The following is a 15,126-nucleotide window of genomic DNA, read 5'->3' as shown; positions in this document are numbered from 1 at the left end:
GGAGAGCTTTTTGCCTACTTTTTGGCGGCGCAAAAAGTAGGTCGGCCGCCGGGACGAAATCCCGGCTGGGCCTGGCCACTAAGCCACATCAGCCGCTCAATGTGAACCCGCGCGTCGGCCTGGCCGCCTACCAGCGGCCACAGCAGCAGGCGCGCCAAGCGTCACTGCACCAGCCCCGCCGCCTTCGCAGCTTCGTCCAGCGAATCGCCGATCAGCGCCAGGTTCTGGATGCCCGCCAGCCCCCACTGCGCCGAATCGTTGGTGCTGATGCTGGCCTGCTCGTCCAGCGGCCGGATCACGTCGACGCCGCCGATGCGCCGCACGGTGCCGCCGCCCCGCAGCGCGCGCGACGCGAAGAACTCGCGCCAGGCGCGCAGGGCCAGCGCCCGGTCCTTTTCCTGGAAGGCGGCATAGGCCGTCATGCGCGAGCCCGTGTCGGCCAGGCTGCGGCCGCCGGGGTCGCGGCCGAGCAGCGCGACGATCTCGTCCTTGGGTGCGTTGTAGTAGCGGCAGTACTCCAGCCAGGCACGGCGGTAGGCGGGCACGTCGACCAGCGTGAGCAGCTCCGAACTCATCTCGATGACGCCGAACACGCCGTTCAGGTGCGAGATGGAGGCGTTCTCGCCGGGCCCCATGAACTTGCCCGTCTTCGCGTCGTAGGGCGCGCCGCCGGCGAACCAGCGGCGCTTCATGTCGCCGATGCTCTGCATGCCGTTGACGAGCTTGTCGCGCCAGCGCTTGTCGCCGGTGCGCTCCCACTCGGTCAGCCACGCGGCGATCCAGGAACCCCAGGTCGTGCCGAAGCCGACGCCGGGCAGCCCTGTCGCTTCCGGCGGCGCCGCGCTGCGCGCCAGCTTGCGCGAGATGTCGACCTTGGCGATGTCGGCGTCGCTGTCCAGCAGCTCGCGGATCAGGTCGCCGCAGCGCTCGTCGGCGGTGAGGTAGAAGTAGATGCGGCGGTAGGCGGCGTTGGACACGCGCGGCTGCTTGGACGAGTCGGACCAGTGCTGCACGCCGTGCCGCGTGCCGAAGCCCTTGAACTCGCCAAGGTGGTAGACGTCCACCTCGCCGGTGTGGCGGGTCATGGCCTCGGCCAGCCGGAAGATGTCGGCGCGGCCGGTGCGCAAGTAGCTCATCCACAGCCACAGGTCGGTGGACAGCTCCGAGTTGTCCCAGGCATAGCCGCCGATGTCGTAGCGCCACATGTGGCGGTCGACGTCATAGGCGTGCATGACATCGCCGTAGTTCCAGAAGCCGTACCAGCGGTGCTGCTCGACTTCCTTCAGGTACTGGCCCAGTTGCAGCGCGAGGCGGTCCTCGATGAGCTTGCGGGCGGATGAGCCGGCGGTGGCGGCCGGGTCCCAGTCGCCGAAGACGCCACACGCGTGGATGCGCTCCGGCGCGAGCACCGGCCGCGCCGGGTTGGCGACCTGCTCGGCCATGTCCGAGAACACCTGGTGCGACGGCGTGGTGCCCAGCACCCACAGTTGCAGCTCCGATGTGCGAGCCACGCCCATGGAGTTGTCCCAGCCCGCCTCGTAGTCCTCGTAGGTGATATTGAGGCCCTGGATCTCCTTCTCGTGCGTGTCCATGTCGCCGCGCGAGCGGTAGGAGCGCATGTCCATCGCCGGGGCCGAGGGCGAGTAGAGCCACGCCGTCACGTCGGCCAGCTCGCCTGCGGCGCCGCGCACGTCCAGCCGCACGGGGGCGCGCTGCCAGAAGTCCTTCAGGCCGAGCGCCACGCCGCCCGAGGCGCCGCCGGCATAGACCAGGCCCTTGGCTCGCGAGCCGCCGTTGGAGTCGATCCAGGCCTGGCCCGATTGCGTGCGTTTGCGCAGCGTGAAGCCGTCGGCATTGGCCTGCGACAGCGAGAAGTCGCCCCACTCGGGGATCCACTTCAGACCGTCCTGCACAGCCTTGGCCATTCCGGCCAGCGCGGGCAGGGCCTGGCCGGCGACCTGGGCGTCGCGGTAGGGCTTGCCCGGGTCGCGGCGCAGGCCGGTCACGGGCCGCACGGCCTCGCCCCACACGCCGACGCCTTCGCCGGAGAAACGCACATGGCGGTCGTGCGTGGCGTTGGTCATCGGTACCTGCGCCGTGACGCCCAGGCCGGCGATGAAGTCCTTGGCCGGGTCGCCGTCCCAGACGAAGGTGTGGACGATGCGCACGCTCTCCGCGCCGGCGTAGAAGTACAGGCGCACGGAGAACTGCAGCCAGTCGCGGCCCTTCTCGTTGCCATTCGCGGTGTGCGTGCCGTCGAGCTTGAGCACCGCCCGCACGGGGCCTTGCTGCTCGACCGTGACGGTGTTGACCTTGCTGCTGAAGGCCTGGCGCGCGGTCTTGCCGTCCAACTCGGGCTCTGCGTCGTCCTGGCGCAGTGCAATGAGCTTCAGGTTCTTGAGCGTGACGCGGCCGGCGCGCGTGGCCTGCTCGATCAGCGCTTCACCGCGCGTGGGCACGGTCCAGGTGAGGTTACCGGCGCTGATGACGATCTGAGTGGCCGATTGCTTGACGGTCAGGCCGCCAGCGGCGGGCTTGCCGCTCTCCAGCTTCAGCGGGCCTTGCGGCGTGCCGCCAGCCACCGCGTGTGCCGTCCACTTCAGCGAGCCGTCGGGCCAGTAGGCCAGCGGCCAGGACTGCATGGCATGGTTGCCGAGCTTGAAGTCCAGCGCTTTGGCTGTGGACTTCACTTGGCCGCGTGGCCAGGGCACGCCGAAGGTAGCGCCTTCGAAGCGCGACGGCGGGACGCCGTCGAGCCAGCGCAGCGTCGTGTCGCCGACCGGCGTGGTCGTCGTTGGCAGGTTGGCCGTGGCCGCCTGCGCGGCGGGCAGGGACGAGGCGATGGAAGCGACAGCCGTGGACTGCAGGAAGCCGCGGCGGGAGAAGGGAGACAGCTTCATGGGCACCTTGACGGTTGGATGGCGGTGGCGATCAATCAGCGCGGCAGGCTGCGGTAGTAGTCGGCGAGATAGTTGAAGGCCGCTTTGCGTTGGCCCGTCTCGGAGATCAGGCCCTTGCGGTTCCAGCCCTTCTGGAAGACGGGGTGCTCACGGCGCGGCGAGCGGAAGTCTTTCAGCACCCAGGGCGACAGGCCGCGCAGCGTCGGCACCTTGCCGGCCATGGCCAGCGTGGCGCGGTAGTAATCGACCTGGAAGTCCTCGCTGAACTTGCGGCGCAGTTGGGCGTCCTGGAAGCCGGCCTGCGCGTCGGCGCCGAACTCGCTGAACAGCAGCGGCTTGTCCGCCGGCACGTCCCAACGCAGCTTGCCGACGGCCTCCAGCGTGTCGTCGCCGTACCAGCCGGCATAGGTGTTCACGGCGATGACGTCGAGCTGATTCAGCAGCGGGTCGGCGATGTGAATGACGTCACCCTTGCGCTCCACCAGCAGCGCCGCGCTGATGAGGCGGCTCGGGTCCAGCGCTCGCACGGTCTCGGCCAGCGCGGTGTGGAAGCGCGTGCGGTTGTCGGCCACCGGCGTCTCGTTGCCGATGCTCCACAGCACGACGGCGGCACGGTTGCGGTCGCGGTAGATGGTCTCGGCTTGCATGCGGCGGGCCAGGTCGAGCGTGGCCGGGTTGTCCCAATTCACGGTCCAGTAGACGGGGATCTCGCTCCACACCAGCAGGCCGATCTCGTCGGCCACGCGCAGCATGGCCTCGTTGTGCGGGTAGTGCGACAGGCGCACATAGTTGCCGTGCAGGCCGTTCTTCACCTCGCCGAGCAGCCGGCGCGCGGCGGCGTCATCAATGCGGCGCGCGGGGTTGGGGCCTATCTCTTCCTCGTGGATGCAGATGCCCTTCAGGAAGATCGGCTGGCCGTTCAGCAGGATCTCGCTGCCGCGCACGGCGATCGTGCGGAAGCCGATGCGGTCGCGTACCTTGTCGCCATCGGCATCGAAGTCCACGTCGTAGAGCGTCGGCGCGTCGGGCGACCAGCGCTTCAGGCTGGCCGGTGCTGCGACGTCGAAGCGCGCTTCTCCGTTGGCATCGGTGCGGGCCGGCACCGAGAGGTTCAGGCCGGCGATGCGCAGGTTCACGGCGCGGTTGGCGGCCTGCGGGCCGTTGAGCTGCAGGCTGCCGACGAGGCGGCCGGCGTCGGTCAGGCGCAGCGTCGCGTCGTCGATGAAGGTGGCCGGCGTCTGGATGAGCTTGACGGGCCGCGTGATGCCGCCGTAGAGATCCCAGTCGGTGATCTCGCCGGGGACGCTGTTGGCATCGTGCTTGGAATCCACGCCGACGACGAGGCGGTTGCCCTGCGCGCGCAGCGTGTCGGTCACCTCGACGACGAAGGGCGTGAAGCCACCTTCGTGCCGGCCGACTTCCTTGCCGTTCAGGTAGACGTAGGCGCGGTAGTTGACGGCCTCGAAGCGCAGGAATGTGCGCTGGCCGGTCTTCACCGGCGCATCAAAGCGGCGCTGGAACCAGATCAGGCCGTCGAAGTAGCGCAGCTCGGGCACGGCCGAGTTCCACGCGCCGGGGATGTCCATCGCCGGGCCGCGGTCGAGGTCGAACTCGAAGAAAGCCGGGCCGGACTTGGTCTCCTCGGCAGCGACGTCCACGTCGCGGTGGCGCTGCATGCGCGACTTGGCGACCCAGCCGTTGATATCAGTGAAACCGGTGCGGTACAGGTCCTTGGAATAGGTCCAGCGGCCGGAAAGGTCCTGCACGTTGGCCCGGGCGCCGGTCAGCAGCAGCGGCGGGCGCAGTGCATCGGCGGCCAGGGCGGGTGCGGCGATGAAGGCGAGCAGGATGAGAAGGCGACGGATCACGGTTGCAGCTCCAGAACGAGCACGGACTTGGCCGGCAGCATGAGACTCAAAGTGCCGTCCTTGGCTTGCGCCTTGAAGGGCTGCGGCTTGACGCGGTCAGGCGCCTCGAAACGGTTCTCTGCGTCCATGACCGCAGCGGTCAGCAACTGGCCGGTCACGGCGCGGACGCCCTTGCCGCCTACCGCCAGTTGCAACGGCAGGTCCTGGTTCGGATTCGTGTTGGTGAGGCTCAGCAGCAGCTTGCCGTCCGCGCCCTTGGCCGCGCTCGCGGACGCGGCCGGGATGCTGTACTTGCCCAGCGCATACGTCGGCACACCGCTCAGTTGCACCGGCAGCGAGGTTGCGTCCATGAAAGGCAGGTGCATCGCGAACGCGTGATACGTGGGCGTCAGCGCCATGCGCTCCTTGTCGGTGACGACCACGGCCTGCAACACATTGACCATCTGCGCGATGTTGGCCATCTTCACGCGCTCGGCGTGGCGATGGAAGACATGGAAGTGCAGGGCGGCCAGCACCGCGTCGCGCAGGGTATTGCGCTGCACGAGGAAGCCGGGATCGGTGCCAGGCTCGGGGTCGTACCAGCTGCCCCACTCGTCGAAGTAGATGGCGAACTTCCTCGCCGGGTCGTTGCGGTCAAGGATCTCGCGGTGCTTGGCCAGGTAGCCGTCGATGGTCTGCGGCACGGCCAGCGTGGAGATCCATTCGGCCTCCGGGAAACCGATGGCCGCGCCCTTTTTCTTCCAGTCGCGCGTGGGCAGCGAGTACTGGTGGTGGGTGATGGCGCTCATCTGCTTGATCTCGGCGCTGAGCGTCTCGGTCCAGTGCAGCTCCAGCTCCTGTCCGCCGCTTGCGACGAGCTTGGGCCGGTTGCCGCGCGGTGCCTTGGCGAAGGTGGCCCACTGCTTGTATTGGTCGGCGTAATAGCCGGGCTTCATGTTGCCGCCGCAGCCCCAACTCTCGTTGCCGATGCCCCAGTACTGGATCTTCCAAGGCTTGTCGCGGCCATTGGCGCGGCGCTCTCGGGCCAGGGCGGTGTCGCCCTCGGCCGTCAGGTATTCCAGCCACTGAGCCATCTCCTGCACGGTGCCGGAGCCGAGGTTGGCGTTGATGTAGACCTCGCTGCCGAGCTGGTCGGCCAGGTCCATGAACTCATGCGTGCCAACCGCGTTGGGCTCGATGACGCCGCCCCAGCTGGTGTTGACGCGCGGCGGCCGTTGGGCCTGCGGGCCGATGCCGTCGCGCCAGTGGTATTCGTCGGCGAAGCAGCCGCCGGGCCAGCGCAGCACGGGCACCTTGATGGCTTTCAGCGCATTGACGACGTCGCTGCGCCAGCCGCGCACGTTGGGGATCTTGCTGTCCGTGCCCACCCACAAGCCTTCGTAGATGCCGGCGCCCAGGTGCTCGGCGAACTGGCCGTAGATCTGCCTGGCGATGACGGGGCCGGGCTTGTCGGCCTGGATGTCGATCTTCACGGGCTCGGCCGCGTGGGTCAGCGAGGCCGCGAGGCTGATGGAGAGCAGCAGATGATTCATCGGCATTGGAAGACCTGGAAGTCGCGGATCTGCAGACGGCTGGCAGTCGTGCGAAACGCAAAGTAGCCGTGCAGGCGCGCATTGGCGTCGGCGCGTGTAAAGAGTTCGTTGCTGTTGGCGCGCCAGCGCAGGTGAACCGGGTCGCTGGCCGTGGGTCGGCGCGAAACAATCTCGACGGTGAGCGGTTCGCCGGCATGCAGACGGGTCTGCGGCGTCATCAGCTGCTCGCCGGTCTCGGCGACCGGTCCGTCCGCAAAGCCCGTTAGCAGGCGGCGCTGGATGCCGTCGTACAGGCGCAAACGTGTCGTCGTGTTGGCGTTGGCGCCAAAGCCCACGTAGTAAGTCGGCAGCCCGTCGTAGCCGGCGAACTTGCCGCTGCGCGGGTAGGGCTCGCCGCCGTCGGCTTCGAGCGCATTCCAGAACATGTTCAGGTCTGAGATACGGCCAGCATGCGGCCCGGCGCTGGCGGGCGCGGGCAGGGCGACGGCGGTGAAGCGGATGGCGTAGTCGCCGCTCAAGGGCTCGCGCCACCACAGCGACAGGCCGGCAGGCGTGGCAATGTCGAGCACGCCGTTCGCAGCGGTGACGACGGCGCGCTCGTCCTCGGCCTCCAGCCGCCAGCGAGCGAGGCCGGCGTTGAAGTCGTCAGTGGCGATGGGCTCCAGCTTGCGTGGCGCTTCGCACCAGGCTGCCGCCGTCAGCGGCAGCGCGGCGATCAGCCCGCAAAGTGAAAGACGGAAGGTAAATCCCATTGGCGCGGCTTGTTGTCGGCTTCGACGTCCATCAGCGGGGCCATGTAGTCCCACCAGCGGCGCATGACGGGTTGCAATGGCAGTTCGTCGATGGGCATGCCAGGTTTGAGCTTGAGCACGGCGAACAGGCTCAGCGTGCTCTCGTCCAGGAAGATGGAGTAGTCGTAAATGCCGGCGCCGCGCAGTGCCTCGGCCAGGTCGGGCCACAGCTCGTCGTGGCGCTTCTTGTACTCGGCCACCACGCCGGGTTTCAACTGCATCTTGAAGGCGCGAATCTCGTCGCTCATGGTTTGTCTCCTTGTCTTTATTGGACGTCCTGCTCGGCCATGGGCAGGGCCGACACGTCGCGGCGGCGCAGCTCGGCATCCACACGCCAATGCGTCGCGGCAAGGCCGTCGATCTGGCAGCTCTCGCCCACGGCGATGGGCGAGCCGAGCTTGAAGCGGCAGGCATCGTCGAAGTGCCAGGCCAGGGCGTCCTGCACATGGCCGCCGCTGCGGGCTTCGATGTCGACGGCGCGGAAATCGAAGCGCCGCAGCGGCACTTCGGCGGTGGCGTCGACCTCGAAGGCGACCTCGGCACCGCGCGCGGTGAGGCGCTGGATGCGCACGCCCTCGACCCGCGTACGGCCCTGCTCGCGCGACACCGGTTGGGCCATGGCCAGCCAGTGCGGCGGCGCGTTGGGCTTCTCGGCGTCGGGGATCTGCGCCTGGCTGTAGGCCGGGTTCCAGTTCATCGTCGCGCGCATGGCGACCGGCACGTCGTGCAGGCTCAGGTCGCTGATGGACACGTCCTCGATGAAGCCGCCGCGCGTGGGCGCGCTCTTGAACAGCAGGCCCACCGGCACGGGCGCGTGCACCTCGATGCGCTGGGCCACGATGCGGCGGAAGCCGCCCGAGGTCTCGCTGCCGAAGGTGAGGCCGGCGGCACCTTCGCGGACGATGCAGTCGCTGATGCTGATGTCTTCGCAGGGCCGCGCCACGCGCAGGCCGTCGGCGTCGCGGCCGGCCTTCAGGCAGAGGGCGTCGTCGTTGACGGCGATGTCGGCGTGGCGGATGGTCACGCGGCGCGAGGAGTCGATGTCGATGCCGTCCGTCGAAGGGCCGCGCGCCTCGTCGTTGTTACGGATGGTGATGTCGTCGACGGTCACGTCCTCCGAATAGCAGAGGTGCAGCGTCCAGAAGCCGGAGCGGCGCAGCAGCAGGCCCTCGCCAATGGTGACGCGCGCGGACTCGAAGACCTGCATGAGGCGTGGGCGTTGCGCGTCGTAGTCCGACGCCCAGCGCAGGCCGCGTGGCTCGTAGCGGGCGCGCAGGGCCCAGTAGCTGTCCCAGAAGACCTGGCCATCGCCGTCGATGCAGCCTTCGCCGAGCAGACTCACGTCCTGCTCGCCGTAGATGTTGACCAGCGCCGCCGGCCAACGCATCTCGATGCCCGCCACGCGCGTGGGCAGCAGCGGGTAGTCGGCCAGGTGGCGGGAGCCGAGCAGCGTGGCGCCGCGGTCCAGCCGCAGCGTCATGCCGCTCTTCAGGAAGAGGGAGCCGGTCAGGTAGACCCCGGGGCCCACACGCAACTCCGCGCCCTGAAGGGCCGCCGTATCGATGGCGGCCTGCAGGGCGCGGGTGTTGAGCGTGCACCCGTCACCGCGGGCGCCGAAGTCTTGTGCGTTCACTTCAGCACTCGACGGCCGTCGTGCCTGTTTCGGGCCGAGCGCCGGGCCGCTCCCAAGCCGGCCCGCTCTGGCGATGTGCTTGCCGGTCGATCCGGCGAGCATCGCCGTCCCCTCGGGGGACCGGCCAAGGTACCCCTTGGACGAGGGGCACCACGTTCAAACGATGCCGGAGCCGCTGGCGCCTGCCTTGGGCGGACGCTTCACCGCAGCCTGCTCGCGATAGCCGCTGGCGCGGTAGGCGGCGACCGGGTCGATGGCGGCGCCGCTGCGCAGTCGGGCCATGGCCAGGATGGGGCTCACGTCGGTGCGGAAGGCCTTCTTCAGCGCCTGCGCCGATTGCAGCGCGTCGTTGTCCAGCTGGTAGCCGGCCAGTGCCTTGCGGTCCACCAGCGCAGCCTGCACGAAGGCGCGTTGCACTTCGATCGCGCTTTGCATCAGGCTTTCGATGGGGTCGGTCACGTTGTGCGACTGGTCCAGCATGTAGGAGGGCTTGAAGGCGGCGCCGTCGCGCTCGGCCGCATCGGCCAGCTCGTTGAAGACCAGGAAGAGCTGGAAGGGGTCGATGGAGCCCGAGTCCAGGTCGTCGTCGCCGTACTTGCTGTCGTTGAAGTGGAAGCCGCCGAGCTTGCCGAACTGCGCCAGGCGCGCCACGATCATCTCGATGTTGGTGTTGGGCGCATGGTGTCCCAGGTCCACCAGGCATTTGGCCTTCTCGCCCAGCGTCTGCGCCGTGGCGAAGCTGGTGCCCCAGTCGGCGATGACGGTGCAGTAGAACGCCGGCTCGAACAGTTTGTGTTCGATGTACATCAGCCAGTCGTCCGGCAGCGCGGCGTAGATGCCCTTGGCAGAGTCGATGTAGCGCTCCAGCGCGCCGCGCAGGTTGTTCTGGCCGGGGAAGTTGGCGCCGTCGCCCACCCACACGGTCAGGCCCTTGGAGCCGAGCGTCTTGCCCAGCTCGATGCAGTCGATGTTGTGCGCCACGGCCTGCTCGCGGGCAGCTTTGCTTTGCGCGGTCAGGCTGCCGTACTTGTAGGTGTGGGCCTGGCCAGCCTGGTCCTGAAAGGTGTTGCTGTTGACGGCGTCAAAGCTCAGGCCGAGGCTGTCGGCCTGCTGGCGCAGCGCCTTGGGGTCGCTCGGCTTGTCCCAGGGGAAGTGCAGCGACACGGCGGGCGTGACGCGCGTCAGCTGGTTGATGACGGCGCAGTCTTCCAGCTTCTCCGTCACGTCACGCGGCTCGCCCTTGCCGGGGAAGCGCGCGAAGCGCGTGCCGCCGGTGCCCACGCCCCAGCTGGGCAGAGCCACGGCGAAGGTCTGCGCCTTGGCCGTCAGCGCCTCGATGTCCACGCCGCGGCGCGACAGCATGCCGCCCAGCGCGTCGTAGTCGGCTTGCAGGTTGGCGCGCTGGCTGGCGTTGTGTTGCTCGACCTGGCCGGCGTCGATGATGTTCGTGGTCATGGATGTCTCCTGTACTGCTTTGCCAGTTTGCGCTTAGCGGGTGAACGCAGCGGCATTGCCAGCGTCGACGTTGAGGATGTTGCCCGTGCTCTTGCCGGCCTTGTCGCTGGCCAGGAAGTACACCGCCTCGGCGATGTCCTCGGGCAGCACGCTGAGCTTGAGCATGCTGCGCTGGCGGTAGAACTCTTCGATGTTGTCGCTGTCAATCTTGTTCGACGCGGCGCGCTCTTCCTTCCACTTGCCGTCCCAGATGCGCGAGCCACGGATGACCGCGTCGGGGTTTACGACGTTGACGCGCACGCCGATGGGTGCGCCTTCCAGCGCGATGCAGCGGGCCAGGTGGATCTCGGCTGCCTTGGCCGTGCAATAGGCCGAGGCGCCGGCCGAGGCGACCAGGCCGTTCTTGCTGGCGACGAACACCATGCTGCCGCCGATCTTCTGTGCCTTGAGCAGGCGGAAGGCGGCGCGGCTGACCAGGAAGTAGCCGGTGACAAGGATGTTCTGGTTGCGATTCCAGATTTCCAGCGAGGTGTCTTCCAGCGGCGCGGCGGAGGCGATGCCGGCGTTGGACACGAGGATGTCCAGGCCGCCGAAGCGCAGCGCCGTGGCCGCGATCAGGCTTTCCACTTCGGCTTCGGACGTGATGTCGCCGCGCACGGTGGCGACAGCGTCCTTGCCGCCGACCTTGATCAGCGCCTTGCTGGCTTCTTCCAGCGCTTCGCCGTCGATGTCGGTCAGCATGACGCAGGCGCCTTCCTGCAGCAGCTGGCGGGCGACGGCCTGGCCGATGCCGCCGGCGCCGCCGGTGACCAGGGCCACGCGGCCGGCCAGGCTCTTGGGCTTGGGCATGCGTTGCAGCTTGGCTTCTTCAAGCAGCCAGTACTCGATGTCGAAGGCTTCCTGCTCGGGCAGGCCGACATAGGTGTCCACGCCATTGGCGCCGCGCATCACGTTGATGGCGTTGATGTAGAACTCGCCGGCGATGCGGGCGGTGGCCTTGTCCTTGGCGAAGGACAGCATGCCGACGCCGGGGATCAGGTAGATGATGGGATTGGCATCCCGCACGGCCGGGCTGTTAGGCCGCTTGCAGCGCTCGTGATAGGCACGGTAGTCGGCACGGTAGGCCTCCAGCGCGTCGTCCAGGCCGGCCAGCACGGCGTCGACATCGGGGTTGGCCGGGTCGAAGTTCAGCACCAGCGGGCGGATCTTGGTGCGCAGGAAGTGGTCGGGGCAGGACGTGCCCAGCGCGGCCAGCTTGGCCAGGTCGTTGCTGCCAACGAACTCCAGCACGACGTCGCTGTCGTTGAAGTCGCCCAGCTTGCGTTCGCTGGCGCTGATGCGGCCGCGCAGTGCAGGCATCAGCTTGGCGGCCAGTGCCGCGCGCTGTTCAGCGGGCAGGGTGATCGTCTTGACGCCGCCGAACACCGGCTGCTTGATGTTCTCGGCCAGCCACTGCTCGGCCAGGCGGATCATTTCCAGCGTGATCTCGTAGCAGCTCTTGGCGGTGTCACCCCAGGTGAACAGGCCGTGGCCTTCCAGAATGATGCCCTTGAGGTTGGGCTGCGAAGTGGCCAGGGCTTCAAGCTTCAAGCCGAGGTCGTAGCCCGGGCGCTGCCAGGGCAGCCAGCCCAACTGGCCGCCGAAGATCACCTCGGTCAGGCGCTTGCTGTCGGCGCAGGCGGCGATGGCGATGATCGCGTCCGGGTGCATGTGGTCGACATGCTTCTTCGGGATATAGGCGTGCAGGGGGGTATCGATACTCGCGGCACGCGGGTTCAGGTTGAACGTGCAGTGCGGCAGGTAATCCACCATCTCGTCTTCATGTTCCAGGCCGCGATAACGCTTCTTCAGCGCATTCAGCTTGTCCATGTAGAGCGTGGAGAAACCATCGAGCTTGATGGAACCCAGGTCGCCGCCGGAGCCCTTGACCCACAGCACTTCGACATCCTCGCCGGTCAGATGGTCGCGCATCATGACCTTGGCCGAGGTATTGCCGCCGCCGAAATTCGTCACGCGCAAATCGGAGCCGAGCAGATTGGAGCGATAGAGCAGCAGCTCCGGTTCGCTCATTTTGGCGGCCACGGCATCGTCCCACTTGGAAACGATGGGAGTTTGTGCGGAGGTTTGGGAATTTGCAGTCATCAGCTTGCCTGTATTCAGTCCGTATTCGTCGCCATGGCCGCCGCTTGCAGCCCGGCACCGCTCAGTGGCGGGAGATTCATCGAGGAAACGGAGCGCAGTGTGAAGCGAAACGCCGTTCCATGGGCAGGGCAGCCGCAGGAAATCAAAAGGATGAGCGAAAGCGCGCAGCCTAGGGTCTTCGCTCACGAAACGCTCACGGCCGTGAGCGTTTGCTGATTGACCTTGGCTTGGGGCTGACGTAATCTGCACTTGGAACGGCGTTTCACCCAGGCTCTGAGCGATCGTGAGCGTGAGTGGAGATGACGCCGGCGGCCGGCGCCTACGCACCCCGGCCGTGGTCAGGCGACCGGCCCTAAGCCAGGCTGCCGAACGCAAGCGACGCCCGCCCCGGGACTGCACATAGAGGGCTGGGCGATATAACGACGAGACAACGGTCGCCGCCCTTCCGGCAGGTCGCCCGACAAAGGTGTTCCCCATGATCAATCACAAGCGTCACAAGCGTCTTCTCAAACTCCTGGACGAGCGCGAGCACGCCAGCGTGCAGCAATTGATGGAATGGTTGTCGGCTTCGGCCGCCACCGTGCGGCGGGATATTTCCTGGCTGGCCACTAAAAACCAATTGACACGTACCCGCGGCGGCGCTCAAAGGCTTGAGCAGCGCAAGAAGTCATATACGCTGAGCAGCGAGACGTTTCAAAACAACGCGCAGCAAAATACTGCTGCCAAACGTGCCATCGCCCGTTATGCCACCTCGATGTGCAATAACGGTGAAACCATCATCATCAATGGTGGCACCACCACGTTCATGATGGCGGAGTTTCTCGTCGAGAAACAGCTGAAGATTCTCACGAACTCTTTCCTGATGGCCGAGCGCTTGCTCGTCACCAGCGACAACGAGATCATCCTGCCCGGCGGCAAGGTCTACCGCGAGCAGAACGTCATCCTCAGCCCCTTCGAGAACGACGTCGCCCAGCATCACTACGCGGCCAAGATGTTCATGGGCGTCTACGGCCTGAGCATCCTGGGGCTGATGGAGGCCGACCCTTTGCTGATCCAGGCCGAGAAGCGCCTCATCAGCCAGGCGGAGCAACTCGTCGTGCTGGTGGACAGCTCCAAGTTCGCACGCAAGGCCGGCCTGGTGCTGTGCGGCCTGAACCGCGTGTCCACCGTCATCACCGACACCGGTGCGTCCGACAGCGCCGTGCAGCTGCTGGAGCACTACGGCGTGCGCGTCATCACCGTGGAGCCCGAAGCCGTGGACCCTCGGGTGGTGGAGGCTTCAGCCTTGAGCTCGCATGACTACGCCGCCGTGCTGGAGTCGGGGGCCTACGGACGCCGCACGGTGCTGAATTCTTGAGTACTTTGCAGCCTGGCACCGTCGTCCTCGACATCGGCAAGACCAACGCCAAGCTCACGCTGATCGACGCGGCTGGCAAGACGCTGGCCGAGGCGCGCACGCCCAACACCGTCCGGAGCACCGCGCCCTACCCGCACCACGACACCGAGCGGCTGTGGAGCTGGATGCTGGGCCAGCTGCGCGAGATGTCGGCGCTGGCCGATATCCGCGCCATCGTGCCCGTGACGCATGGCGCGACGGCGGCGCTGATCGACGACGCCGGCCTGGTGCTGCCGGTGCTGGACTATGAGCATGTGCCGGGCGATGCTGCGCGCTACGACGCATTGCGGCCGGCGTTTGACGAAAGCGGCTCGCCCCGGCTGCCCGCCGGCCTCAACCTCGGCCGCCAGATCGAGTGGCTGCAAACGAGCTTCCCGGCAGAGTTCGGGCGGGCGACGCACCTGTTGATGTACCCGCAGTACTGGGCCTGGCGCCTGTGCGGCGTGGCGGCGAGCGAAGTCACTTCGCTGGGTTGCCACACCGACCTGTGGCGGCCGCGCGAGGGCGCGTGGTCGTCCCTCGTCGAGAGCCAGGGTTGGCAGCACCTTTTCCCGCCGCGTCGCGATGCCTGGGCGCGCCTGGGCACGCTGCGACCCGAGCTGGTGGCGGACACCGGGCTGTCGGCGGATTGCGAGATCGTCTGCGGCATCCACGACAGCAATGCCTCGCTGCTGCGCCATCTGCTGACGCTGCAACAGAGCGGACCCTGCACGGTGCTGTCCACCGGCACCTGGGTCATCGCAGCGGCGCTGGGCTCGGCGACCAAGCCGCTGGTCGAGGCGCAGGACATGCTGGCCAACTGCGATGTCTTTGGCGACGCGGTGCCGTGCATGCGCTTCATGGGCGGGCGTGAGTTCGGAGCGATCGCGGGGTCTCAGCCGGCTGCCTTCGCTGCGGCCGATGTCGAACGGCTGATTGCGCGGCAGACGATGGCGTTGCCGTGTTTTGCCGAGACGGGCGGGCCGTTTGCGGGCCGCATCGGCCGTGTCGATGGCCCGATGGCGGAGACCGATGCGGAGCGCGCGGCGCTGGCCACCCTGTATGTGGTGCTCATGACGGACTACTGCCTGTCGGGCCTGGGCGCGAGCGGGCGCGTCGTCGTCGAGGGCGCCTTCACGGCGAACCCGTGGTTCGGGCCTTTGCTGGCTGGGCTGGCTGAGGGCCGCGATGTGACGGTGTCGGATGACAGCAGTGGCACGACTTGCGGGGCGTGGTTGCTGGATGCCTGGGGGCGCGAGGCCGAGCTGGCTGCTGCTCCTGTGGTGGCGTGGAATCCGCCGGGATGGTGGTCGTATCGGGATGCTTGGCGGGCTGCGGCTGGAGTGGCTTGATGCGTGAGTGCGGTGCCGGGATTTCGCCCCGGCGGGCGAGTCACTTTCTGGTCCGCCAGAAAGTAACCAAAGAGCTCC

General features: G+C 67.5%; 10 protein-coding genes. 2 read left to right on the top strand and 8 right to left on the bottom strand.

Going from position 1 to position 15,126, the window contains the following annotated elements; genetic code table 11:
• Positions 1 to 161 precede the first annotated feature (161 nt).
• From AC0IZJ_RS28075 to AC0IZJ_RS28040, 8 genes are all read right to left on the bottom strand, one after another.
• Positions 162 to 2,900 carry an exo-rhamnogalacturonan lyase family protein gene (locus AC0IZJ_RS28075; RefSeq protein WP_471855523.1) on the bottom strand — a complete coding sequence of 913 codons (2,739 nt, stop codon included), beginning with the start codon at positions 2,898 to 2,900 and terminating at the stop codon, positions 162 to 164.
• A gap of 35 nt (positions 2,901 to 2,935) precedes the next feature.
• Positions 2,936 to 4,768, bottom strand: coding sequence for a glycoside hydrolase family 2 protein (locus AC0IZJ_RS28070; RefSeq protein ID WP_471855522.1), 1,833 nt, complete (start codon positions 4,766 to 4,768; stop codon positions 2,936 to 2,938).
• Positions 4,765 to 6,306 carry an alpha-N-arabinofuranosidase gene (locus tag AC0IZJ_RS28065; protein ID WP_471855520.1) on the bottom strand — a complete coding sequence of 514 codons (1,542 nt, stop codon included), beginning with the start codon at positions 6,304 to 6,306 and terminating at the stop codon, positions 4,765 to 4,767. The genes AC0IZJ_RS28070 and AC0IZJ_RS28065 overlap by 4 nt, the downstream gene beginning before the upstream one ends.
• Entirely contained in the window at positions 6,297 to 7,052 is a 756-nt protein-coding gene (locus tag AC0IZJ_RS28060; protein ID WP_471855519.1) for a DUF6250 domain-containing protein, read from the bottom strand. Before AC0IZJ_RS28060 ends, AC0IZJ_RS28065 begins: the two co-directional genes overlap by 10 nt.
• Complete coding sequence (locus AC0IZJ_RS28055) at positions 7,016 to 7,339, bottom strand: L-rhamnose mutarotase (RefSeq protein WP_471855517.1); 324 nt, start codon at positions 7,337 to 7,339, stop codon at positions 7,016 to 7,018. The genes AC0IZJ_RS28060 and AC0IZJ_RS28055 overlap by 37 nt, the downstream gene beginning before the upstream one ends.
• A gap of 17 nt (positions 7,340 to 7,356) precedes the next feature.
• Positions 7,357 to 8,724 (bottom strand): glycoside hydrolase family 28 protein, encoded by a 1,368-nt coding sequence (locus tag AC0IZJ_RS28050; RefSeq protein WP_471855515.1) that lies wholly within the window; start codon positions 8,722 to 8,724, stop codon positions 7,357 to 7,359.
• Between the two features lie 156 nt (positions 8,725 to 8,880).
• Complete coding sequence (rhaI, locus tag AC0IZJ_RS28045; RefSeq protein WP_471855513.1) at positions 8,881 to 10,179, bottom strand: L-rhamnose catabolism isomerase; 1,299 nt, start codon at positions 10,177 to 10,179, stop codon at positions 8,881 to 8,883.
• Between the two features lie 33 nt (positions 10,180 to 10,212).
• On the bottom strand, positions 10,213 to 12,321 hold the full coding sequence (locus AC0IZJ_RS28040; protein WP_471855512.1) for a bifunctional rhamnulose-1-phosphate aldolase/short-chain dehydrogenase: 2,109 nt from the start codon (positions 12,319 to 12,321) through the stop codon (positions 10,213 to 10,215).
• Positions 12,322 to 12,796: 475 nt separating this feature from the next.
• Here AC0IZJ_RS28040 and AC0IZJ_RS28035 point away from each other — a divergent pair, with 475 nt between their 5' ends.
• Both AC0IZJ_RS28035 and AC0IZJ_RS28030 read left to right on the top strand, forming a co-directional pair.
• Complete coding sequence (locus AC0IZJ_RS28035; protein WP_471855510.1) at positions 12,797 to 13,678, top strand: DeoR/GlpR family DNA-binding transcription regulator; 882 nt, start codon at positions 12,797 to 12,799, stop codon at positions 13,676 to 13,678.
• Positions 13,675 to 15,048, top strand: coding sequence for an FGGY-family carbohydrate kinase (locus tag AC0IZJ_RS28030; RefSeq protein ID WP_471855508.1), 1,374 nt, complete (start codon positions 13,675 to 13,677; stop codon positions 15,046 to 15,048). Before AC0IZJ_RS28035 ends, AC0IZJ_RS28030 begins: the two co-directional genes overlap by 4 nt.
• Positions 15,049 to 15,126 lie beyond the last annotated feature (78 nt).

It is taken from the genome of Roseateles sp. AC306 (assembly GCF_979253795.1).
This window is presented reverse-complemented; position numbering and strand designations above follow the sequence as displayed.